A 20760-nucleotide genomic window follows, 5' to 3' on the forward strand; every position below is an offset into this window, starting at 1 on the left:
AGCCTGGTAGTGTTTCCTTCGTCGCCGCGGGGGAAACCCCCGCACGACAGACACCTTGTCCGGGTGGCGGAATGGCAGACGCGCTAGCTTGAGGTGCTAGTGCCCTTTATCGGGCGTGGGGGTTCAAGTCCCCCCTCGGACACCAGCAAGGCCCTCGCTCCGCGGGGGCCTTTCGCATGCCCCGGGAGGGGCGCCGGGGGCCGGGGCGGCTCTCAGCGGGGCGCGGTGGCGCGCAGGGGCCGTGCGGTGAGGGTGCCGTCGTCGCTCCGCTCGACGCGGGTGCCGAGGTCGCTGCCGCACCGGTCGAGCACGGTGCGCAGCCAGGCGGTGTCCTCGGCCGAGGCGTGTTCCAGGCGCATCCGGCGGGCCCGCAGGGGGACCATCCGCAGGCGGGTCAGCCGGCCGGTGCCCGCATCGAGGGTCACCAGGTACAGCAGGCGCAGGTCGTCCCGGTAGCGCTCGTAGCCGCTGATGCCCTCGTAGTCGTCGACGAGGTCGCCGCAGCCGTACAGGACGAGCCGGCCCCGGTACACCTCGGGGGCGCGCGGATGGTGTGAGGAGTGGCCGTGGACGACGTCCACGCCGGCGTCGACCAGGGCGTGGGCGAAGCGGATCTCGCCGCCGGGGATTCCGTAGCCCCAGTTGGGGCCCCAGTGGACGGAGGCGACGACGAGGTCGGCGGGCCGCCGGAGCTGGCGCAGGCAGTCGGCGAAGGCGGCCGCGCCGGCCGGGGTCGGCGCGGCGATCAGGGCCACTCCGGAGCGGTCGGCGGTGGCGGCCCAGCCGTGCGGGATGCCGCTGGAGGGCATCCCGAAGGAGAAGACGAGGACGCGGCCGCCGGACTTCAGGGGCACGGCCGCCGGCCGCCAGGCGGAGACCGCGTCGGGGCCCGCTCCGGCCGTGCGCAGCCCGGCCCCGGCCAGGCTGTCCAGCGTCTCCGCCAGGCCGGGCGGCCCGAAGTCGAGCACGTGGTTGTTGGCGAGGGCGCAGACGTCGGGGCGGGCCGCGGCGAGGCAGGACAGGTTGGCGGGGTTCATGCGGTAATGGACGGCCTTGCCGGGCTCGAAGTCGCCGTCCTGGGTGACGGCGGTCTCCAGGTTGATCACCCGCACCTCGGGCGCGGCCCGGTCCAGGCAGCGCAGTGCCTCGCCCCAGGGCCAGGCCGGGTCCACCGGGCGGGGTATCGGGCCGTTCACGGACTCGGCAAGGGCCACGTAGTCCCGGGCGTCGCGCACGTAGTCCTCCCGCAGGGCGGGGTCGCCGGGGTGCGGGAGGATCTGGTCGACGCCCCGGCCGAGCATGACGTCACCGGCAAGGAACAGGGTGACGGCGCCCTCGCGCATGGTCCCGGCCCTACACGTGCGCGGGGGCCATGTGGTCGGTGAACCAGTCGCGGGCCAGTTCGGTCACCCGCTCCAGCGTGCCGGGCTCCTCGAAGAGATGGGTGGCGCCGGGCACCACCTCGAGCCGGCTCTCGCAGCGCAGCGCGGCCTGCGCCTCCCGGTTGAGTTCGAGCACCTGCCGGTCGGCGCCGCCCACGATGAGCAGGGTGGGCGCGGTCACCTCGGGCAGCCGGGGCCCGGCGAGGTCGGGGCGGCCCCCGCGGGAGACGACGGCGGCGGGGCGGGCCGACGGTTCGGCGGCGGCCCACAGGGCGGCGGCCGCGCCGGTGCTGGCGCCGAAGTAGCCGACCGCGAGCCCCTCGGCGTCGGGCTCCTCGCGCAGCCACCGGGTGACGTCGCGGAGCCGGCCGGCCAGCAGTCCGATGTCGAAGACGTTGGCCCGGTCGCGCTCCTCGTCCTCGGTGAGCAGGTCGAACAGGAGGGTGCCGAGTCCGGCGCGGTTCAGTCCGTCGGCGACGAACCGGTTGCGGGGGCTGTGCCGGCCGCTGCCGCTGCCGTGGGCGAAGGCCACGATTCCCGTCGCGCCCGCGGGCAGGGTGAGCCGGCCGCGCAGCCGGACGGCTCCGGCGGCGATCTCCGCCTCCCGGTCGCCGGGGCCGGTGCCGGCGAAGCGTTCGTGGCGGTGGGCCGCCTGCCGCAGCCAGGCGGTGACCTCGTCGTCGGCGACCTGGGTGAAGTCGCCGTAGAACTGGCCGATCGCGTAGAAGTCCGCCGGGGTGGCCAGGCAGACCAGGTCGTCGGCCTCCCCGGCGAGCCGGTGCGGGAAGTCCCAGGGTGCGACGGGGACCGCGAGCACGATCCGTGCGGCGCCGCGGGCCCGGGCGATCCGGCAGGCGACGCGCGCGGTGGAGCCGGTGGCCACGCCGTCGTCGACGATCACGGCGGTCCGGCCGGCGACTCCGGCCGGCCGGCGGTCGCCGCGGTAGCGGGCGGCGCGCTGTGCCAGGACGGCGCGCTCGTGCGCCTCGACCCGGTCCAGGTCGGCCCGGGTGACCCCGCTGCCGCGCACCACCTGCTGGTTGATGACGCGGACGCCGTCCTCGCCGATGGCGCCCATGCCCAGCTCGGGCTGGCTGGGCAGGCCCAGTTTGCGGACCATGCAGACGTCCAGCGGGGCGTCGAGGGCCTCGGCGACCTGCGCGCCGACCGGGATGCCGCCCCGGGGCAGTCCGAGCACCACGACGTCCTGGCCTCTGAGGTACTCGAGGCGGGCGCCCAGCCGCCGTCCCGCCTCGAGCCGGTCGGTGAAGAGCACGGTGGGCCACCTCATTCCCGGGACAGCCAGAGCGGCGCGGGAGCCTCCCGGTCGGTCGCGCCCATGTCCTTCATGTCGCCCGCGGCCGCGCGCAGCAGCACCCGGCCCATGGCGATCAGCGCGCGTCCGGCGGCGAGTTCGTCGCCGATGTCGGGCACCGCCGTGTCGTAGGGGTTGCGGCGGGCCTCGGCGTGGCTCTCCAGGACGTTGTCTCCGGTGTCCAGGACGATCCGGGCGGTGGTGTCCGGGTCGTGTTCGGACAGGTACAGGTTCAGCCGCCATTCCTTCACCGACGGAGGACGGCTGCTCAGGGGTCGGGTCATCGTCCGCCCCTCCTCACTGCGCTGCGAGGCCGGCGGGACGCGCCGGCACGCGTCACCCCTTCCACTGTGCACCGGCCGGGCGGGCGGCGCACCGGCGGCGGACCGGAGCGGCGGCCCGGGCAGAATGAGGGGCATGACCACGCGCGCCTGCCCCTGCGGACTTGCCCAGCCCTACGAGGCCTGCTGCGGCCGTTTCCACTCCGGGCCGGCCGCCGCTCCGACCGCCGAGGCGCTGATGCGGTCGCGTTACAGCGCGTTCGTCCGGGGGGACGCGGCGTATCTGCTGCGGACGTGGCATCCGCGCACCCGTCCCGAGCGGCTGGAGCTGGATCCGCGGATGAGGTGGACGGGGCTGGAGATCCTGGAGACCGGTGAGGGTTCGGCGTTCCACCGCGCGGGAACGGTGACCTTCCGTGCCTCCTACCGGGGCGGTTCGCTGCACGAGCGGAGCCGGTTCGAGCGGGTGGAAGGGGCGTGGGTGTACGTCGACGGGGACTTCCTCGACTGATCCCGGCCGGGGCGTCGCGTCCGCCCCGGGTCGCGGTTCCGGTCCCGGGGCGTCAGGGCGCCAGGATGTCCAGTTCCTGGAGGGCGCCCTCGGTGATCTCCCTGGTGAGCCGTTCGGCGCGGGTGCGGTCGCCTTCGCGGACCGCCTCGGCGACCTGGACGTGCAGGGTGACGGCCGCCGGGTCGGGGTCCTCGAACATGACCTCGTGGTGGGTGCGCCCGGCCAGCACCTCCGCGACGACGTCGCCGAGGCGGGCGAACATCTCGTTGCCGGAGGCGGTGAGGACGACCCGGTGGAAGGCGATGTCGTGGACCAGGTAGTCCTGGAGCCGGTGTCCGCGTGAGTTGGCCACCATTCCGAGGGCGCACTCGGTGAGTTCGGCGCACTGCTCGGGCGTGGCGTGGGTGGCGGCCAGGCCGGCGGCCACCGGTTCGACAGCGGAGCGCAGCACGGTCAGGGAGCGCAGCTGGTGCGGGCGGTCGGCGCCCGCCAGACGCCACCGGATGACCTGCGGGTCGTAGACGTTCCACTCGCACTTGGGGCGGACGGTGACGCCGACCCGGCGGCGGGACTCGACCAGGTGCATGGACTCCAGCACGCGGACGGCCTCGCGCATCACGGAGCGTGAGACCTCGAAGTGCTGTGCCAGCTCGTCGGTGCGCAGCACGCTGCCCGGCGGATACTCCCCCGCGGTGATCGCGGGACCGAGGGTGTCCAGTACGCGGCCGTGCAACCCCCGGCCCGGTGTGCTCATGGAATCAGCGTACGGCCTGGATCACGGCGACAAAAAGTCAGACTTATATGTCACACACTCTTGTATTCGTCGTACCTAATAGGTTTCAGTGTGGCGACGCCGAAGTGGCGTCGGATGTCGAGGAAGACAGCGAGGCAGCCATGCGCACCCCCCACGTCGTCGTCGTGATGGGCGTCGCCGGGACGGGCAAGACCACGATCGGTCCGTTGCTCGCCGCCCGGCTGGGTGTCCCGTACGCCGAGGGCGACGACTTCCACCCGCGGGCCAACATCGAGAAGATGACGGCCGGCGTTCCGCTCGAGGATGCCGACCGGTGGCCGTGGCTGGAGGCCATCGGGCACTGGGCGCACGGGCGCGCCGGGCTCGGCGGGGTGGTCAGCAGCTCGGCGCTGAAGCGGTCGTACCGCGACCGGCTCAGGGCCGTCGCTCCGGGAGTGGTGTTCCTCCACCTCACGGGCGACCGCGCGCTGATCGAGGACCGTATGTCCCACCGGCAGGGTCACTTCATGCCGACCGCGCTGCTGGACTCCCAGTTCGCCACGTTGCAGCCGCTGGAGCCGGACGAGGCCGGAGTGGCCGTGGACGTCGGCGGCAGCCCCGAGGAGATCACCGCACGCGCCGTGCGGGCCCTCGACGCGTTTTCCGACACCTCCGAGTAACACCTCACCCCCGTCCCCCGTACCTGCAAGGGAACCCCCGTGACCAGACTCAGCGTCGAGATGCTGGCAGCGGACGCACCTCCGCCGATCACCTCCGCCGGCCATGCCCAGCTCGGCATCGCCATCCTGGTGGGCATCGCCGTCATCGTGCTGCTCATCACCAAGTTCAAGCTTCATGCCTTCCTGTCGCTGACCATCGGGTCGCTGGCGCTCGGCGCGGTCGCCGGGGCCCCGCTGGACAAGGCCATCGTCAGTTTCACCACCGGGCTCGGCAGCACCGTGGCCGGCGTGGGCGTCCTGATCGCGCTCGGGGCGATCCTGGGCAAGCTCCTCGCCGACTCCGGCGGCGCCGACCAGCTCGTCGACACGATCCTCGCCAAGGCGGGCGGCCGGTCGATGCCGTGGGCGATGGTGCTGATCGCGTCCGTGATCGGCCTGCCGCTCTTCTTCGAGGTCGGCATCGTGCTGCTGATCCCGGTCGTCCTGATGGTCGCCAAGCGCGGCAACTACTCCCTGATGCGCATCGGCATCCCGGCGCTCGCCGGTCTGTCCGTGATGCACGGCCTGATCCCGCCGCACCCCGGCCCGCTGGTCGCGATCGACGCGGTCAAGGCCAACCTGGGTGTCACGCTGGCGCTCGGCATCCTGGTCGCCATCCCCACGGTGATCATCGCCGGTCCCGTGTTCTCGCGCTTCGCCGCCCGCTGGGTGGACGTCCCCGCCCCCGAGCGGATGATCCCGCAGCGCCCGTCCGAGGACCTGGAGCGCCGTCCGGGCTTCGGCCCGACGCTGGCAACCGTGCTGCTCCCCGTGGTGCTGATGCTGGCCAAGGCGCTGGTGGACATCGTGGTGGACGACACCACGGACATGACCCAGCGGGTCTTCGACGTGGTCGGTTCCCCGCTGATCGCGCTGCTGGCGGCCGTCATAGTCGGCTTCTTCACGCTGGGCCGGCCCGCCGGGTTCAGCAAGGAGCGCCTGCAGCAGACGGTCGAGAAGGGCCTGATGCCGATCGCCGGCATCCTGCTGATCGTGGGCGCGGGCGGCGGCTTCAAGCAGACGCTGATCGACTGCGGAGTGGGCCAGATGATCCTGGACATCTCCAAGGACTGGGCGATCCCGGCGCTGCTGCTGGCCTGGCTGATCGCGGTCGTGATCCGGCTGGCCACCGGCTCGGCGACGGTGGCGACGGTCTCGGCGGCCGGTCTGGTCGCGCCGCTCGCGGCCGACATGTCGACCACCCACTCCGCTCTGCTGGTCCTCGCCATCGGCGCCGGCTCGCTCTTCTTCAGCCATGTCAACGACGCCGGTTTCTGGCTGGTGAAGGAGTACTTCGGGCTGAGCGTGGGACAGACCGTGAAGACCTGGTCGGTGATGGAGACGATCATCTCGGTGGTCGCGGGCGGGCTGGTCCTGCTGCTGTCACTCGTCATATAGGCGACACGGGCGCGGTACACACGGGCGCCGCGCATGCGGGCGCGGCAGCCACCGCTCACCCCCTCCTCGGCGGCCGAGGAGGGGGTGAGCGCCGTTTCAGGGGCGCCACAGCGGGTGCTCCCGCTCGGCCCACCGTCTGCTCACGGTGCCGGTCCGCAGTCCGCGCCGGGCCTCCGGGTCGCCGAGCGCCATGCCGATGTGGCCGGCCAGCACCACGCCGATCGTCAGGGCCAGCCAGTCGTGCACGAAGGTCGCGGAGGTCCGCCAGACCAGCGGGGTGAGACAGGTGAACCACATCATCAGGCCGGTGCCGAGCATGACCAGCGTGGCCCCGGCGATCCAGGCCGCGTAGACCTTCTGGCCGGCGTTGAACTTGCCCGCCGGCCGCGAGGAGCGGCGCTTGTCCCGGCTCAGCGCGGCCCACAGCCAGACGCGGTCGTGGGGGCCGAAGCGGTTGAGGAAGCGCAGGTCGGCGCGGAAGGCGCGGGAGGCGAGGCCCAGCAGCACCGGGACGGGCAGGGCGAGCCCGGCGCACTCGTGGACCCGGACGACCAGTGCACGGCGACCGACGAGCACGGCGAGCTGCGGGATGTAGAGGCATGCCGCGGTGAGCACGCACACGCCCATCAGCGCGGCCGTGCCGCGGTGCACCCAGCGCTGGGCCGGGCCGAAGCGGCGGACGCGGGAGTCCGGCGGTGCCGGGGTGTCAGCTCGTAGGCTCATCGGTCCGCCCGTTCGACCGGCCGACCCAGGCGTCGACGTCGTAGCCGAGCCGCTCCCAGTAGCCGGGCCGGACGCGGTCGGTCACGGTGATGCCGGAGAGCCACTTCGCGGACTTGTAGAAGTACATGGGCGCGACGTAGAGGCGGACGGGGCCGCCGTGGTCGTGGCCGATGTCCTTGTCCTGCATGCGCAGGGCGACCAGGACGTCCCGGCGGCGGGCCTGGTCGAGGGTGAGGCTCTCGGAGTAGGTGCCGTCGAAGCAGGTGAAGCGGACCGCCCGGCCGGCGGCCCGTACTCCGGCCGCGTCCAGCAGCCGGGAGAGCGTCACGCCCTGGAAGGGGGTGCCCGGGACCCGCCAGCCGGTGACGCACTGGACGTCTCTGACCAGCCGGGTCTGCGGCAGCGCGCGCAGGTCGGCGAGGGTGTAGGTGCGCGGGTGGTCGACCAGGCCGTCGACGGTGAGCCGGTAGTCGGCGGGGCTCTTGTGCGGGACGGAGGCGGCCACCGAGTAGTAGCGGAAGCCGCCGCCGTTGGGCAGCAGACCGGACAGGCCCGTCGGGTCGCTGCCGAGGAAGCCTTCGAGGCCGCGTTGCACCACCGGGGCGGTGGCGACGCCCAGTGCTCCCAGGGCGAGGGTGCCGAGGAAGACACGGCGGCCGACGGGCCGGCCCTGGGCGCCGGGGTCCTCGGGCGGTTCGGGGTTCACCTCTTCATTCGAGCACTTGCGGCCGGGGCGGGGGCAGCGTGTGCGGACATCGGTCAGAGTTCCGTAAGGACTCCCCGGACGGGTGCGGGAGCGCTCCCGCCGTGTGGGTACGGGTGTCCGCCCAGCGCGCGGGCGCGGGCCGCGCGGAAGGCCGGCCACGGGTCGCGGTGCGGGTACGACCAGGGGACGGGGGTGGCGTGCCGCCCGATGCGCCGGAACAGGGCCGCCGCCTCGGCCGGGCGGCCGGCGCAGGACATCGCGAAGGCGAGGTGGTTGAGGTCGGTGTGACGGCGGGGGTGTTCGTCGTGCTCCCACTCCAGCCACCAGTCGAAGGCCGCGCGCAGGACGTGGCGGGCCCGGGGGCCCGACCAGTGCCCGCTGCCGGACGGGTCGGCGGGCGCCAGGCCGGTGGCGGCCAGGACGCGGTAGCGCTCGGCGTACGCGACGACCGGCAGGACGGCAAGCGGGGAGTCGGCGGGGGCCTCGGCGGCGGCCCGCTCGGCGAGGTCGTACACCTCGTGGGACTCGGCCCGGCCGCCGTGGGGCCGCTCGGCGAGCCGGGCGACCAGCAGGTGGTGGGCGTGGTGGTGTTCGGGGTGGCGCTCGCGCAGCTCGGCGAAGACGCCCAGCAGTTCGCGCTCGGGGCCGAGAAGGCGCGCGAGCCGGAGCAGGCCGAGCCAGGGCGTGGGGTCGGCGGGGGCCAGGGCCGCCGCGGCGTGGCAGGCGGCGCGGGCCCGGTCGGGGCTCTCCACGCCGCGTAAGGTCCGCCGGACCAGTGCGAGGGCGTGCAGGGCGGCGGCGTCGGGCGAGTCCGGTTCGGCGAGCAGCCAGTCCTGGGCCCAGGCGGCGGCGTAGTGCGCGCCGGCGAGCACGGTGAGGCGGTGGCCCCTGCGGTCCCAGTCGTCGCCGGTGCGTCGCAGCAGGGCGCGCGTGGCCTGTCGCCGGCCCTGGGCCAGCGAGGCGCGGGCGGCGAGGAGCTCGGCGTCGTCCAGGGCCTCGTCGAAGGCGCCGGAGTCCTCCGGGGCGGTGGCGCCCGGCTGGTCCGGAAGGGCACGGCGGGCGCCGAGCAGAGACGGGATTGGGGGCACCGCGGGACTTCCTGTTTCTCGGGCTGCCATCGACCGATCACGCACAGCAAACCCGCAGCCAGGGTTTGCGTCAAGCAGAACCGGAGTGTTGCCCTCTTCAACCAGCTTGTGGCGCGGGGCACTTGGGGCACGGACGCGCTGGTCGCCGCCGGGTCCGGACGGTGTGCGGGCCAGAGGGTGTGGCGTACGCCATGGCACGGTGTCCCGGGAACGCTACAGTCGGCCACTACGCGTCCGTGGTCCGGCCGGATGATCGAGGTACGCAGCGTGTCCGTTCTGGTTCTCCTGCTCGCCGTGGGCGCCGCCGCCTGCGTGGGCTCCGGTTTCGTGCTCCAGCAGAACGCCGCGCAGCGGGCACCGCTCGGCGACTTCCTGTCGTTCCGGCTGCTGCTGGACCTGATGCGGGTGCCGCGCTGGCTGGGCGGTATCGCCCTGATGGTGGCCGGCATGGTCCTCGGCGCGGTCGCCCTCGGCAAGGGCGAGATCTCGCTGGTCGAGCCGCTGCTCGCGACGAACCTCCTGTTCGCGCTGGCCCTGTCGCGCCTGCGGACCGGGAAGTCGCTCGGCCGTCAGGGCTGGGCGGGGCTCGGGCTGCTGGCGGGCGGTGTGAGCGCGTTCATCGTGGCGGGCGAACCGCGCGGCGGCATCGCCGTCACCGACCCGCTGCGGCACTGGCTGATCATCGGTGTGATGCTCGGCGCGGCCCTGGTGCTCACCACCTGGGCCAAGCGGTCCCGGCTGGACGGGGGCCCGGTGCTGCTGGCCACCGCCGCCGGGCTGCTCTACGGCGTGCAGGACGCGCTCACCCGGATCAGCGGCACCCGTTTCGCGGCCGGCGGCTTCCCGGAGCTGCTCAGCGGCTGGCAGCCCTACGGCGTGCTCGCGCTGGGCGTCACCGGACTGGTCCTGGTGCAGAGCGCGTTCGAGACGGCCGAGCTGCGCATGTCGCTGCCGGCGCTCACCGCGGCCCAGCCCCTGGCGGGCATCCTGTGCGGGGTGGGCTTCCTCGGCGACCGGCTGCGCACCGACACCGGGGCGCTGGCCTGGGAGGCGGCGGGGCTCGCGGCGATCGTCGCGGGCATCGTGCTGCTCGGGATGCACCCTGCGATGCCGTCCGGCGCGGCGGACCCGGAGCGCGCCCGGGACCTCCAGTCGCGCTGAGCCCGCGCGCCGGGCCCTGCTTGGATACGGGCATGAACCCTGCTGACGAGATCCTCGACATCGTCGACGAGAACGACCGGGTGGTGGCACAGGTCCCGCGCGGCGAGGCGTACGCCCGGGGCCTGCGCCACCGGTGCGTCTTCATCCAGGCCCGGGACGCGGCCGGGCGCCTGTTCGTGCACCGCCGCACCCCCACCAAGCTCGTCTTCCCCTCCCTGTACGACATGTTCGTCGGCGGTGTGGTGGGCGCGGGTGAGTCCTACGACGCGGCGGCGCTGCGCGAGGCGGAGGAGGAACTGGGCGTGTCGGGGCTGCCCCGGCCGGAGTTCCTCTTCAAGTTCCTCTACGACGACGGGGCCGGGAAGAGCTGGTGGTCGGCGGTGTACGAGGTGTCCTGCGACCTTCCGGTGCGGCCCCAGGCGGAGGAGGTGCAGTGGCACGACTTCCTGTCGGCGGACGAGGTGGAGCGGCGGCTCGGCGAGTGGGAGTGGGTGCCGGACGGCGTGGCGGCCTACGAGCGGCTGCGGGCGTTCCGGTCGGCCCGGTGACGCCCCGGTAGGGTCCTGCGCGTGAGTGAGTTCGTACGCAACGTCCGGCTCTGGTTCGCCCCGGAGCGGGTGCGCGAGGAGGGCGGCACGCCCGACTACCGGTTCTCGCTGGCCAACGAGCGCACGTTCCTGGCCTGGCTGCGGACCGCGCTCGCGCTGATCGGCGGGGGATTCGCGGTGGACCAGTTCCTGCCGGACCTGCGCTGGGCGTGGCGGGTCGGCCTGGCGCTCGCGCTGCTCGGCGCGGGGGTGCTGTGCTCGCTGCGCGCGGTGAACCACTACGTGCGCTGCGAACGGGCGATGCGGCGGGGCGAGGACCTGCCGGCCTCCCGGTTCCCGGCGGTGCTGAGCCTGGTCGTCGCGGTGGTGGCGGTCGCGATGGTCGTGGTGGTGCTGGTGGGATGGGCGGGGTGAGTACGGCCGGCCGTGATCCGGGGCTGCAGCCGGAGCGCACCCGGCTGGCCTGGCGGCGTACGACGCTGTCGGCGGCCGTGGCCGCCGTCCTCGCGGTGCGGGCCGCGCTGCACGGCGGGGCGTCGGCCACCGCGGTCGTCGGATGCGCGCTGTGCTGTGTGCTCTGGCTGGGCCTGCTGTGGGTGGCCCACCACCGCATCCGCGTCCTGGCGGCCGGGGCCCGGCCGCCCGCGCTGGCACCGCGGCACGCCACGGCGGCCGCGCTGTGCGCGGTGGCGATGGCCGTGTGCGCGGTCGTGCTGGTGGTCTGAGCGGGCGTCCCCGGCTCGCGCCGGGCAGGCCGCCGCCGGGTCTAGTGCCTGTCGGTCTCCTGGTCGACCGTGACGACGATCTTCCCGCGGGTGCGCCCCTCCTGGCTCCGCCGGTGCGCGTCGGCCGCCCGTTCCAGCGGGAACGTCTCCTGGACGTGCACGGACACCACCCCCTGCTCGGCCAGTTCGGACAGCTTGCGCAGGTCCCCGGCGTCGGGCCGGACGAAGTGGTAGCGGCCGCCGAAGCCGACCACCTCCGGGTCGGCGATGGACACCAGCCGGCCCTCCGGAGCGAGCAGGTTGGCCGAGACCTTCAGGGTGCCGCCGCCGATGGTGTCGAAGACGGCGTCCACGCCCTCGGGGGCGAGTCCGCGCACCCGCTCGGACAGGCCTTCGCCGTAGCTCACCGGCTCGCCGCCGATCCCGCGCACGAAGTCGTGGTTGCGCTCGCTCGCCGTGCCGATCACCCGGGCGCCGAGGTGGGCGGCGATCTGGACGGCCAGGGAGCCGACCCCGCCGGCCGCCGCGTGCACCAGGACGGTCTCGCCGCGCTTGACCTCCAGCGCCTTGACCAGGACCTGGTAGGCCGTCAGCCCGGCCAGCGGCAGCCCGGCCGCCTCCTCGAAGGAGAGGTTGCGCGGCTTGCGTGCCAGAGTGCGCACGGGCGCGGCGACGTACTCGGCGAAGGTGCCCCGGGAGAGGAAGTCCTCGCGGACGTAGCCGATGACCTCGTCGCCGACGGAGAACTCCGGTACCGAGGCGCCGGGCCGCACCACCACTCCGCTGACGTCCCAGCCGGGGATCACCGGGAAGACGGCGTCCAGGATCTGGTCCAGGTAGCCCTCGCGACACTTCCAGTCGACCGGGTTGACGGCGGCGGCGCGGACCTTGACCAGCACCGAGTCGGGGCCGACCTTGGGGTCGTCCGCCTCGCCGTACTCCAGCACCTCGGGCCCGCCGTAGCGGCTGTAACTGATGGCCTTCATGCCCACGACCCTCCGGGGTCCTCGTGCGCCACGCAACCGGTATGCCGGGATGTGCACCGTTCGCGTGACAACGTCCGCGTCGCCCTCACCGGTACCCCGAAGACGGCCAATGACCAGCCGCCCCGCGCGGTGCGCCGATTATCGTGGCTCCGGTCACGTTCGGGGGCCGGTTCGGCACACGCACTGGACTGCATACCGACCGGTCGGCATCATGAGACGCGATCCTGTTCACCCGTTCGTAGGAGTGATGTATGAGCGCCGACCACCCGCCCGGACTCGATCTCGACCGGCTGCGCGCGCTGCTCGACCGTGAGCGGCCCGGCCTGGTGAACGGCTCCCTGTCGGGCCGGCTGATCGAGGGCGGACGGTCGAACCTCACGTACGCGCTCTCCGACGGCACCTCGCGCTGGGTCGTCCGGCGGCCGCCGCTCGGGCACGTGCTGGCCACCGCGCACGACATGAAGCGCGAGCACCGCGTGATCAGCGCCCTGCACCCGACGGACGTACCGGTCCCCCGCCCGGTGCTGCTGTGCGAGGACGAGGACGTGCTCGGGGCTCCTTTCTACGTCATGGAGTTCGTCGAGGGCACGCCCTACCGCACTGCCCAGCAGCTCGCCCCGCTCGGCGAGGCGCGGACCCGGGACGCCGTGCTCTCGCTCGTCGACACCCTGGTCGAGCTGCACGCGGTGGACCCGGCGGCCGTGGGCCTCGAGGACTTCGGGCGCCCGGAGGGCTTCCTGGACCGCCAGCTCCGCCGCTGGGGCAAGCAGCTCGACGCCTCCCGCAACCGTGAGCTGGCGGGCGTCGACGAGCTGCACGCGGCCCTCGGCCGCGCCCTGCCCACCTCGCCCGCCCCGGCCGTCGTCCACGGCGACTACCGGCTGGACAACGTGCTGATCGGCTCCGACGACACGATCAGGGCGATCCTCGACTGGGAGATGTCCACCCTCGGCGACCCGCTCACCGACCTGGGCCTGCTGGTGATGTACAGCACGCCGCTGGGCCTGCCGACGTCGCCGGTGTCCACGACCGCCGAGGCGCCCGGGCACCCCCGGCCCGCCGAGCTGATCGAGCGGTACGCCGCCCGCTCGGGGCGCGACGTCTCCGCCGTCTCCTGGTACACGGCGTTCGCCTGGTTCAAGCTCGCCGTGATCCTGGAGGGCATCCACTACCGGTACACGCTCGGCCAGACGGTGGGCCGCGGATTCGACCGGATCGGCGAGCTGGTGCCCGTCTTCATCGACCACGGACTGACCACTCTTCAGGAAGGCTGACCGGACATGGACTTCGCGTTCGACGCGCGCACCGAGGAGCTGCGCGCCAGGCTGCTGGCCTTCATGGACGAATACGTGTACCCGGCCGAGCCGGTCGCCGAGGAGCAGCGGGCCGCGCTGGCCTCGCCGTGGGACACCCCGGCCGTGGTGGAGGAGCTGAAGGCCGAGGCACGCCGGCAGGGCCTGTGGAACCTCTTCCTGCCCGACGCCGAGTACGGCGCCGGCCTGACCAACCTGCAGTACGCCCCGCTCGCCGAGATCACCGGCCGCTCCCCGCACCTGGCGCCGACCGCGACGAACTGCGCCGCGCCCGACACCGGGAACATGGAGGTGCTGGCGCAGTTCGGCGACGAGCGGCAGAAGAAGCAGTGGCTGGAGCCGCTGCTGGCGGGTGAGATCCGCTCGGCGTTCGCGATGACCGAGCCGGAGGTGGCCTCCTCGGACGCCACCAACATCACCACGCACATCGAGCGGGACGGCGACGAGTACGTCATCACCGGCCGCAAGTGGTACATCTCCGGGGCGATGAACCCGGACTGCAAGATCTTCATCGTCATGGGCAAGACGGACCCGGACGGCGCCGACATCCGCCGGCAGCAGTCCATGGTGCTGGTCCCGCGCGACACTCCCGGAGTGACCGTCAAGCGCGCGATGCAGGTCTTCGGCTACGAGGACCACTCCCACGGCGGCCATGCCGAGGTGGTCTTCGACCACGCGCGCGTGCCGGTCACCAACCTGATCGGCGAGGAGGGCGGCGGCTTCGCCATCGCCCAGGCCCGGCTCGGCCCCGGCCGGATCCACCACTGCATGCGGCTGATCGGCATGGCCGAGCGGGCGATCGAGCTGATGTGCCGGCGCGCGGTGTCCCGGACCGCCTTCGGCAAGGCGCTGGCCCAGCAGGGCGTGGTGCAGAACTGGATCGCCGACGCGCGGGTCACCGTCGAGCAGCTGCGCCTGCTGGTGCTGAAGACCGCCTGGCTGATGGACACCGTCGGCAACCGGGGCGCGCACACGGAGATCCAGGCCATCAAGATCGCCACTCCGCGCGCGGTGGTCGGCATCCTGGACCGGGCGATCCAGCTGCACGGCGCGGGCGGGGTGAGCCAGGACTTCCCGCTGGCCGAGCTGTACGCCAGCGCCCGCACCCTGATGCTGGCCGACGGCCCGGACGAGGTGCACCAGCGGTCGCTGGCCCGGCGTGAGCTGAAGAAGTACCTGTAGGGGGACATGGGTGAGGGGCGACCGCGCGGCGGTCGCCCCTCGTTCGTGCCCGGTTACGGGCGCAGTGCGCGCAGCAGCAGGTCGGCGAGGTGGTCGGCGACCTGCTGCGGGGTGAGCGGGCCGTCGGGGCGGTACCAGGTCGACAGGTGGTGGACCGAGCCGAAGTGGTAGTCCACGACCAGGTCGGCCGGGGTCGCGGTGGAGAAGACGCCCTCGCGCTGGCCTTCCTCGATGAGCGCGCGGAAGCCTTCGTGGTAGCGCCGGCGCTCGGCGCGCACCTGCTTGTTCTTCTCGGGGCTCAGATGGTGCATGGAGCGGAAGAAGATCATCGCGTCGTCGAGGTTCTCGATCGTCGTGACGACGACGTCGGCCGCCGCGCCCCTGAGCCGCTTCTCCACCGGCTCGTCCGCGTTGGCGAAGGTGTCGAGGCGCTCCTGCTGGATGCGCAGCACGCGCGCGTACACCTCGTGCAGAAGATCGTCCTTGGAGCCGAAGTAGTGGTACAGCGCCCCCTTGGTGACGCCGGCCGACTCCACGATCTCCTGCACCGACGTGCGGTCGTAGCCCTGCTCGGCGAAGAGGCGGGTGGCGGCCGCCAGCAGCCGCTGCGGGACGGGCGTCCCGTCTCCGTCCGTCGTCCTGGGCACTGCCGCCACCTGCCTTTCCGTCGTGTCTACCGACTGTCGTTACCGCTGTCCTGCGCCCGGGTGCGCAGTTCCCGCCGGAGGATCTTCCCACTCGCCGTCTTGGGCAGGTCGGGCAGGATCTCCACCTGGCGCGGGTATTTGTAGGCGGCCAGTCTCTCCTTGCAGTACACCGCGAGTTCATCCGGGTCCGGGTCGGTGCCCGGACGCAGGCTGATGTAGGCCTTGACGGTCTCGCCGCGGTAGCCGTCGGGGACGCCGACGACGGCCGCCTCACGCACCGCCGGATGGGTGTACAGGACGTCCTCGACCTCGCGCGGCCAGACCTTGAAGCCGGACGCGTTGATCATGTCCTTCTTGCGGTCGACGACGTAGAGCCAGCCCCGCTCGTCCATGAACCCGATGTCCCCGGTGCGCAGTTCGCCGTCCGGGAAGGTCTCGGCGGTGGCGTCGGGGCGCCGCCAGTAGCCGGGGACGACCTGCGGGCCGCGTACGACGATCTCGCCCTGCTCCCCGAAGGGCAGCTCCTCGCCCCGGTCGTCCACGATCCGTACGACCGTGTCGGCGCCGGGCAGGCCGACCGAGAGCGTCCCGGAGACGGGGTCGACGGGTGACTCCAGGCCGGGCGGTACGGAGGCGCAGGGAGCGGTGCACTCGGTGAGGCCGTACCCGGTGCGGATGTACGGCCCGAAACGCTCGCGGAACCCCTCGACCAGGGCGGGCGGCACGGGGGCGCCGCCGGAGGAGATGTTCACGAAGGAGGAGAAGTGGTCCGGGGTGACGTCCGGGTGCGCGGCGAGGGCCATGAACGCGGTGGACGGGCCGACCGTGTAGTGCGGGCGGTGCTCGGCGAAGGCCGCAAGGACCACGCCGGGCTCGAAGCGGTAGGTGAGCACGAGGGTGCCGGTGCTGTTCAGGCAGGCGCCGAGCTGGCAGACCATCCCGGTGATGTGGAACAGGGGCGCGAGCGCGTAGTAGACGGGGGCCTCGGGCAGGGCGAGGCCGGTCCGCTGGCGCTCGGCGTTGTGCATGATGTTGCCGTGCGTGTTGGTGGCGCCCTTGGGGGTGCCGCTGGTGCCCGAGGTGTAGCTGATCAGGGCGATGTCGCCGGGGCGCGGGTCCCGGCCCGCCGGGGCCCGGCCGCCCCGCCGGGCGACGGCCACGAGGTCGTCGGCGTCGGGGGCCTGGGGCAGCCGCTCGAAGGTGAGCACGCGGGCGTCGTCACGGGTCTGGAAGTCCAGCTCGCAGCCGGTGAGCACGATCCGCACCGGCGAGTCCGCGGCGGTGTCCCGCAGGTACGACTCCCAGGCCCGGTCGGAGCAGATCAGCGCGGCGACCTCGCCGTCCCGCAGTACGTGGGCGACCTCCGCCGACTTGTACATCGGGTTGACGGGCACGACGGTGGCGCCCGCCTTCCAGGCGCCGAGGACCGCGAGCACGAAGTGCGGGGAGTTCTGCAGCAGGACGGCGACCCGGTCGCCGCGCTCCAGGCCGCGCTCCGCGAGGTGGGCGGCGACCGAGTCGGTCAGCTCGTCGACCTCGCGGTAGCCGAGGGAGGCGTCGAAGTAGGTGAGGAAGGCGCGGTCGGGGGCCTCGGCGGCGGCGCTGCGCAGGGCGTGCACCAGGGAGTCGGCGGGGTCGACCGGGGCGCGCTGGGCCTCGTCGAGCATGGCCAGCCAGGGCCGGGCGGCGTAGCGGGAGTCGCTCATCGGCCGGCCTCCCACTTGCGCTGGATGTGGTTCATGCCCGCCAGCCAGCGGTCGGGGGTGGCGGCCCGCGCCTGGTAGAACTCGGCGACCTCGGGGTGCGGCAGGATCAGGAAGCGGTCCTCCTCGATGCCCCGGAACAGTGCGTCCGCGACGTCCTCGGGCTCGATCGCGGTGGGCTGGAGCACCAGGTCGCCCGCGCTGCCGGTGGCGGCCAGCATGTCGGTGCGCACGCCCTGGGGGCAGATGGCGTGCACCTTGACGCCCCGGTGGCGGTAGGTGAGCGACAGCCACTCGGCGAAGGCCAGCGCACCGTGCTTGGTGACGGCGTAGGAGGGGGCGCCGATCATGGTGAGCAGTCCGGCGGCCGAGACGGTGGAGACGAACCGGCCGGCGCCGCGCTCCAGCCAGCCGGGCAGCAGCGCCTGGGCGGCGCGGACGTGCGCCATCACATTGACGTCCCAGGACAGCGCCCAGGCCCGCTCGTCCAGGGGCGCGCCGGCTCCGGCGTCCTCGAAGGCGACACCGGCGTTGGCGCAGTAGACGTCCACGGTGCCGCCGAGCGCGTCCCGGGCCTCGTCGACGACGGCCGAGGCGTCGCCGGGTACGGCGATCCCGCCGATCTGCCCCGCCACGGCCTTGGCCTTCTCCGCGTCCAGGTCGTTGACGACCACGCGGGCACCCTCGGAGGCGAACCGCCGGGCCAGCGCGGCCCCGATCCCCCCACCGGCTCCGGTGACGACCACTCCCGCATCCTGCACGGCTTTCACCATCGGTCTCCTTCGACGCGGCGCGACTCGGCTCAGCGACGGCCAGACTAACCGGTCGGTATGTGTGAGGGAAGGGCGGCCGGAGCAAACCTAGGCAGGCCCTGAGGACGCGCGGGGCCGTACCGGTGTGCGACTCCGCGGCGTGGGCTCGACCCGCCACGCACGGTCCGCACTTCCCTACCCGATGGAGGTCTCCTCGTGCACCTGTCCAGACGGAGCGTACTGGCGGCGGCCACGGCCGGCGCGGCCCTCCCGGCGGCGCCGGCCCTGCTGGCGGCGTCCAAAGCCACCGCTTCACTCCCGGCGGCACCCGCGGCCGCCGCCGAGCACCCGCGCACGGGCTTCGAGCGGCTCGCGGCCGACGGGTACCGCGTCCTCGACGGCCGGCGCGTCGGCGTCGTCACCAATCCCACCGGCATCACCCGGGACGCCCGGCACATCGTCGACGTCATGCACGCGGACCCCCGGGTGCGGCTGACCGCCGTCTTCGGCCCGGAGCACGGCTTCCGGGGCACCGCCCAGGCGGGCGGCTCGGAGGGGCGCCACGACGATCCGGCGACCGGGCTGCCGGTCTACGACACGTACCTGAAGAGCGGTCAGCCGCTGGCCGACGTCTTCACCGCCTCCGAAGTGGACACGGTCGTCTTCGACATCCAGGACGTCGGCGCCCGTTTCTACACGTACATCTGGACGCTCTACGACTGCATGGAGGCGGCCGCTCTCGCGGGCAAGAGGTTCGTCGTGCTCGACCGGCCCAACCCGGTGACCGGCCGCTCGGCCCAGGGCCCGGTGCTGCACCGGGAGTTCGCCACGTTCATCGGGCGGCAGCCGATCGCGCAGGCGCACGGGATGACGGTGGCCGAGCTGGCCCGGCTGTTCAACGGGGAGTTCCTGGACGAACCCGTCCCGCTGGAGACCGTCCTGATGACGGGCTGGAAGCGCGACCGGTTCTACGACGCCTCGGGCCTGCCCTGGGTGCCGCCGAGCCCGAACATGCCCACCCCGGACACCGCGCTGGTGTACTCCGGTACCTGCGTGTTCGAGGGCACCAACCTCTCCGAGGGGCGCGGTACGACCCGGCCGTTCGAGCTGCTCGGGGCCGAGGGCATCGACGGGCGGTGGGCCGAGGCGGCCAACGGGGCCGGGCTGCCGGGCGTGCGGTTCCGGGAGGCGTACTTCGCGCCCACGTTCTCCAAGTTCCAGGGGAAGACGGTCGGAGGCGTGCAGATCCATGTGTACGACCGGGACGCCTTCGATCCGGTGCGCACCGGGATCGCGCTGCTGGTGACCGCCCGGAAGGTCTGGGACGGCTTCGCCTGGCGCCCGGACAACTGGATCGACAAGCTCACCGGATCCACCCGGGTACGGACGATGATCGACGCGGGCGCGGACACCGACGAGGTCGTCGGCGCCTGGCAGGAGGAGCTGGCGGCGTTCCGGCGGGTCCGCGGGAAATATCTCCTCTACAGGTGAGCCGCCCGCTCTGGCCAACTGCCCCGGGCAGCAGGACGATGCGCCCACATCGCACCGTTTCGGGGCACGAGGGAGCCTGTCATGGCGGAGCCTGGGATGAGCGTGTCTCCCTACTGGGAGCTGACCTTCGACGCGGACGGGGACGTGGACGGCCCCGAACGGGACCGGCTGCTGGCACAGGTCAGGGAACGCGGCGTCCGTGACCTGATCGTCTTCGCGCACGGCTGGAACAACGACCGTTCGGGCGCGACGGCGCTGTACCGCGCGTTCTTCGCCCCGGTCCCGGACCTCGCCCCGAGGGCCCGGATCGGGTACGCCGGCGTCATCTGGCCGTCGATGCGGTTCTGCGACGAGCCCATCGGGGACCTGCCCCGGTCGGTGGCGGCTATGGAGGCACAGGCGGCGCCGGGCCCGGCGCTGGACAAGGACACCCGGCGCGCCCTGCTGCGCGCCTTCCCGGACCGGGCCACCGTGCTCGACCGGCTGGCCCGGCTGCTGGACGAGCAGCCGGCCGGGGACGAGGGGCTCGCGGAGTTCGGGCGCCTGGCGCGGCTGCTCGTCGAGCCGGGACCGGGCACGCCCGGGGTGGCGGACGTCCCGGAGGAGGACGGGCCGGCCCTGTTCCGCGGTGACCCGGCGACGGTCTGCGCGGAGCTGGCCGACGCCCTGGCGGGCCTCGGCGCGGCGGAGGGGTTCACGCTGCCGAACCCCTGGAACGGTGCCAAGGAACTCCTGCGGCAGGCCACGTACTACACCATGAAGCGGCGGGCCGGGACGGTCGGCGAGCACGGGCTGGGCCCGGTCGTCGGACGGCTGGCCGCCGCGGCGCCGGGCGTGCGGGTCCATCTGGTCGGGCACAGCTTCGGCGGGCGGCTCGTGTCGTTCGCGCTGCGCGGGCTGCCCGCCGGGGTGCGCACGGTGAAGTCCGTGACACTGCTCCAGGGCGCGTTCTCCCATTACGCGTTCGCCGCCCGGCTGCCGCACGACCCGGACCGCGCGGGGGCGCTCGGGGACCGGCAGAAGCGGATCGACGGCCCGCTGGTGTGCTGCTACTCGCGCTTCGACTCGGCGCTCGCCACGTTCTACCCGCTGGCGTCGCGCTGCGCGGACGACGACCGCTCGGTCGGCGGCCTCGCGCTCGGCCGGATGCCGGGCGACCGATGGGGAGCCATGGGCCACGACGGGGTGCGGGGGGTGGCGGGGACCGGCACCCTGGACCTCGCCGCGGCCCTGCGCGGACCGCTGCCCTCGTCGGGCTGCGTGAACGTCGACGTGGCGGCTGTGGTGCGGCGCGGAGGCGCGCCGAGCGGGGCGCACAGCGACATCGTGCACCCGGAGCTGGCGCGGTTGGTGCTGGCGGCGGGCCGCATCGCCTGACCCACCGCCGCCGGTGCGT

22 protein-coding genes and 1 tRNA gene are annotated in these 20760 nt (G+C 73.4%); 12 read left to right on the plus strand and 11 right to left on the minus strand.

The genetic code is table 11. From position 1 onward, the window contains the following. Positions 1 to 57: 57 nt before the first annotated feature. A tRNA-Leu gene (locus AB0924_RS04115) sits at positions 58 to 145 on the plus strand. Positions 146 to 212: 67 nt separating this feature from the next. Here AB0924_RS04115 and AB0924_RS04120 read toward each other — a convergent pair. Genes AB0924_RS04120 through AB0924_RS04130 form a run of 3 tightly spaced genes read right to left on the minus strand, consistent with a single transcriptional unit; the run spans position 213 to position 2981 of the window. After that, the gene (locus tag AB0924_RS04120; protein ID WP_358935051.1) at positions 213 to 1343 is read right to left on the minus strand and encodes a CapA family protein; all 1131 of its coding nucleotides are present in this window, start codon (positions 1341 to 1343) and stop codon (positions 213 to 215) included. 10 nt (positions 1344 to 1353) lie between these two features. Further along, positions 1354 to 2658, minus strand: a complete 1305-nt coding sequence (locus AB0924_RS04125; protein ID WP_358935049.1) for a phosphoribosyltransferase family protein — start codon at positions 2656 to 2658, stop codon at positions 1354 to 1356. Positions 2659 to 2669: 11 nt separating this feature from the next. Then, positions 2670 to 2981: a dsRBD fold-containing protein gene (locus tag AB0924_RS04130; RefSeq protein WP_358935047.1), complete on the minus strand. Its 312-nt coding sequence runs from the start codon at positions 2979 to 2981 to the stop codon at positions 2670 to 2672. A 133-nt stretch (positions 2982 to 3114) separates the two neighbouring features. Here AB0924_RS04130 and AB0924_RS04135 point away from each other — a divergent pair, with 133 nt between their 5' ends. Next, complete coding sequence (locus AB0924_RS04135; protein ID WP_366910586.1) at positions 3115 to 3489, plus strand: YchJ family protein; 375 nt, start codon at positions 3115 to 3117, stop codon at positions 3487 to 3489. A 52-nt stretch (positions 3490 to 3541) separates the two neighbouring features. Here the strand turns inward: AB0924_RS04135 and AB0924_RS04140 are convergent, their stop codons facing one another. Further along, positions 3542 to 4243, minus strand: coding sequence for a FadR/GntR family transcriptional regulator (locus tag AB0924_RS04140; protein WP_358935043.1), 702 nt, complete (start codon positions 4241 to 4243; stop codon positions 3542 to 3544). Positions 4244 to 4383: 140 nt separating this feature from the next. Here AB0924_RS04140 and AB0924_RS04145 point away from each other — a divergent pair, with 140 nt between their 5' ends. Both AB0924_RS04145 and AB0924_RS04150 read left to right on the plus strand, forming a co-directional pair. Further along, a complete protein-coding gene (locus tag AB0924_RS04145; protein WP_358935041.1) occupies positions 4384 to 4902 on the plus strand; it encodes a gluconokinase in 519 nt (172 codons plus the stop codon). A gap of 39 nt (positions 4903 to 4941) precedes the next feature. Further along, entirely contained in the window at positions 4942 to 6339 is a 1398-nt protein-coding gene (locus tag AB0924_RS04150; RefSeq protein WP_358935039.1) for a gluconate:H+ symporter, read from the plus strand. A gap of 96 nt (positions 6340 to 6435) precedes the next feature. Here AB0924_RS04150 and AB0924_RS04155 read toward each other — a convergent pair whose 3' ends face one another. From AB0924_RS04155 to AB0924_RS04165, 3 genes are read right to left on the minus strand one after another with little or no spacing between them, the layout of a single operon-like run. Further along, on the minus strand, positions 6436 to 7062 hold the full coding sequence (locus AB0924_RS04155) for a cytochrome b/b6 domain-containing protein (protein ID WP_366910587.1): 627 nt from the start codon (positions 7060 to 7062) through the stop codon (positions 6436 to 6438). Further along, positions 7046 to 7768, minus strand: coding sequence for a molybdopterin-dependent oxidoreductase (locus AB0924_RS04160; protein WP_366910588.1), 723 nt, complete (start codon positions 7766 to 7768; stop codon positions 7046 to 7048). The genes AB0924_RS04155 and AB0924_RS04160 overlap by 17 nt, the downstream gene beginning before the upstream one ends. 53 nt (positions 7769 to 7821) lie before the next feature. Next, complete coding sequence (locus tag AB0924_RS04165) at positions 7822 to 8856, minus strand: hypothetical protein (RefSeq protein ID WP_366910589.1); 1035 nt, start codon at positions 8854 to 8856, stop codon at positions 7822 to 7824. 249 nt (positions 8857 to 9105) lie between these two features. Here AB0924_RS04165 and AB0924_RS04170 point away from each other — a divergent pair, with 249 nt between their 5' ends. Genes AB0924_RS04170 through AB0924_RS04185 form a run of 4 tightly spaced genes read left to right on the plus strand, consistent with a single transcriptional unit; the run spans position 9106 to position 11290 of the window. After that, a complete protein-coding gene (locus AB0924_RS04170) occupies positions 9106 to 10017 on the plus strand; it encodes a DMT family transporter (RefSeq protein ID WP_358935031.1) in 912 nt (303 codons plus the stop codon). 32 nt (positions 10018 to 10049) lie between these two features. Further along, a complete protein-coding gene (locus AB0924_RS04175) occupies positions 10050 to 10565 on the plus strand; it encodes an NUDIX domain-containing protein (protein ID WP_358935029.1) in 516 nt (171 codons plus the stop codon). Between the two features lie 21 nt (positions 10566 to 10586). Then, positions 10587 to 10979, plus strand: a complete 393-nt coding sequence (locus tag AB0924_RS04180) for a DUF202 domain-containing protein (RefSeq protein WP_199209958.1) — start codon at positions 10587 to 10589, stop codon at positions 10977 to 10979. Beyond that, complete coding sequence (locus tag AB0924_RS04185) at positions 10967 to 11290, plus strand: DUF202 domain-containing protein (RefSeq protein ID WP_366910591.1); 324 nt, start codon at positions 10967 to 10969, stop codon at positions 11288 to 11290. Before AB0924_RS04180 ends, AB0924_RS04185 begins: the two co-directional genes overlap by 13 nt. A gap of 41 nt (positions 11291 to 11331) precedes the next feature. Here the strand turns inward: AB0924_RS04185 and AB0924_RS04190 are convergent, their stop codons facing one another. After that, positions 11332 to 12276, minus strand: coding sequence for an NADP-dependent oxidoreductase (locus AB0924_RS04190; protein ID WP_366910592.1), 945 nt, complete (start codon positions 12274 to 12276; stop codon positions 11332 to 11334). A gap of 251 nt (positions 12277 to 12527) precedes the next feature. Here AB0924_RS04190 and AB0924_RS04195 point away from each other — a divergent pair, with 251 nt between their 5' ends. After that, positions 12528 to 13550 carry a phosphotransferase family protein gene (locus AB0924_RS04195; RefSeq protein ID WP_366910593.1) on the plus strand — a complete coding sequence of 341 codons (1023 nt, stop codon included), beginning with the start codon at positions 12528 to 12530 and terminating at the stop codon, positions 13548 to 13550. A gap of 6 nt (positions 13551 to 13556) precedes the next feature. Beyond that, a complete protein-coding gene (locus tag AB0924_RS04200) occupies positions 13557 to 14771 on the plus strand; it encodes an acyl-CoA dehydrogenase (protein ID WP_358935020.1) in 1215 nt (404 codons plus the stop codon). Positions 14772 to 14824: 53 nt separating this feature from the next. On the opposite strand, the gene AB0924_RS04205 is transcribed toward AB0924_RS04200, so the two are convergent. From AB0924_RS04205 to AB0924_RS04215, 3 genes are read right to left on the minus strand one after another with little or no spacing between them, the layout of a single operon-like run. Continuing rightward, positions 14825 to 15418, minus strand: a complete 594-nt coding sequence (locus tag AB0924_RS04205) for a TetR/AcrR family transcriptional regulator (RefSeq protein WP_358935018.1) — start codon at positions 15416 to 15418, stop codon at positions 14825 to 14827. Between the two features lie 26 nt (positions 15419 to 15444). Continuing rightward, complete coding sequence (locus AB0924_RS04210; protein WP_366910594.1) at positions 15445 to 17124, minus strand: AMP-binding protein; 1680 nt, start codon at positions 17122 to 17124, stop codon at positions 15445 to 15447. Then, the gene (locus tag AB0924_RS04215; protein WP_366910595.1) at positions 17121 to 17894 is read right to left on the minus strand and encodes an SDR family oxidoreductase; all 774 of its coding nucleotides are present in this window, start codon (positions 17892 to 17894) and stop codon (positions 17121 to 17123) included. Before AB0924_RS04215 ends, AB0924_RS04210 begins: the two co-directional genes overlap by 4 nt. 195 nt (positions 17895 to 18089) lie before the next feature. Here AB0924_RS04215 and AB0924_RS04220 point away from each other — a divergent pair, with 195 nt between their 5' ends. Together AB0924_RS04220 and AB0924_RS04225 are read left to right on the plus strand one after the other, a co-directional pair. Beyond that, complete coding sequence (locus AB0924_RS04220; RefSeq protein WP_366910596.1) at positions 18090 to 19364, plus strand: DUF1343 domain-containing protein; 1275 nt, start codon at positions 18090 to 18092, stop codon at positions 19362 to 19364. Between the two features lie 81 nt (positions 19365 to 19445). After that, positions 19446 to 20741, plus strand: coding sequence for a serine-threonine protein kinase (locus AB0924_RS04225; protein ID WP_366910597.1), 1296 nt, complete (start codon positions 19446 to 19448; stop codon positions 20739 to 20741). Positions 20742 to 20760: the final 19 nt, after the last annotated feature.

It is taken from the genome of Streptomyces sp. NPDC047869 (assembly GCF_040704065.1).
Lineage (GTDB): Bacteria > Actinomycetota > Actinomycetes > Streptomycetales > Streptomycetaceae > Streptomyces.

Bases quoted from the DNA above. Each gene is read 5' to 3' on its own strand.
- AB0924_RS04120 (WP_358935051.1), bottom strand. From the start codon at position 1,343: ATGCGCGAGGGCGCCGTCACCCTGTTCCTTGCCGGTGACGTCATGCTC.
- AB0924_RS04130 (WP_358935047.1), bottom strand. From the start codon at position 2,981: ATGACCCGACCCCTGAGCAGCCGTCCTCCGTCGGTGAAGGAATGGCGG.
- AB0924_RS04135 (WP_366910586.1), top strand. From the start codon at position 3,115: ATGACCACGCGCGCCTGCCCCTGCGGACTTGCCCAGCCCTACGAGGCC.
- AB0924_RS04140 (WP_358935043.1), bottom strand. From the start codon at position 4,243: ATGAGCACACCGGGCCGGGGGTTGCACGGCCGCGTACTGGACACCCTC.
- AB0924_RS04145 (WP_358935041.1), top strand. From the start codon at position 4,384: ATGCGCACCCCCCACGTCGTCGTCGTGATGGGCGTCGCCGGGACGGGC.
- AB0924_RS04155 (WP_366910587.1), bottom strand. From the start codon at position 7,062: ATGAGCCTACGAGCTGACACCCCGGCACCGCCGGACTCCCGCGTCCGC.
- AB0924_RS04170 (WP_358935031.1), top strand. From the start codon at position 9,106: ATGATCGAGGTACGCAGCGTGTCCGTTCTGGTTCTCCTGCTCGCCGTG.
- AB0924_RS04175 (WP_358935029.1), top strand. From the start codon at position 10,050: ATGAACCCTGCTGACGAGATCCTCGACATCGTCGACGAGAACGACCGG.
- AB0924_RS04185 (WP_366910591.1), top strand. From the start codon at position 10,967: ATGGGCGGGGTGAGTACGGCCGGCCGTGATCCGGGGCTGCAGCCGGAG.
- AB0924_RS04190 (WP_366910592.1), bottom strand. From the start codon at position 12,276: ATGAAGGCCATCAGTTACAGCCGCTACGGCGGGCCCGAGGTGCTGGAG.
- AB0924_RS04195 (WP_366910593.1), top strand. From the start codon at position 12,528: ATGAGCGCCGACCACCCGCCCGGACTCGATCTCGACCGGCTGCGCGCG.
- AB0924_RS04200 (WP_358935020.1), top strand. From the start codon at position 13,557: ATGGACTTCGCGTTCGACGCGCGCACCGAGGAGCTGCGCGCCAGGCTG.
- AB0924_RS04210 (WP_366910594.1), bottom strand. From the start codon at position 17,124: ATGAGCGACTCCCGCTACGCCGCCCGGCCCTGGCTGGCCATGCTCGAC.
- AB0924_RS04215 (WP_366910595.1), bottom strand. From the start codon at position 17,894: ATGGTGAAAGCCGTGCAGGATGCGGGAGTGGTCGTCACCGGAGCCGGT.
- AB0924_RS04225 (WP_366910597.1), top strand. From the start codon at position 19,446: ATGGCGGAGCCTGGGATGAGCGTGTCTCCCTACTGGGAGCTGACCTTC.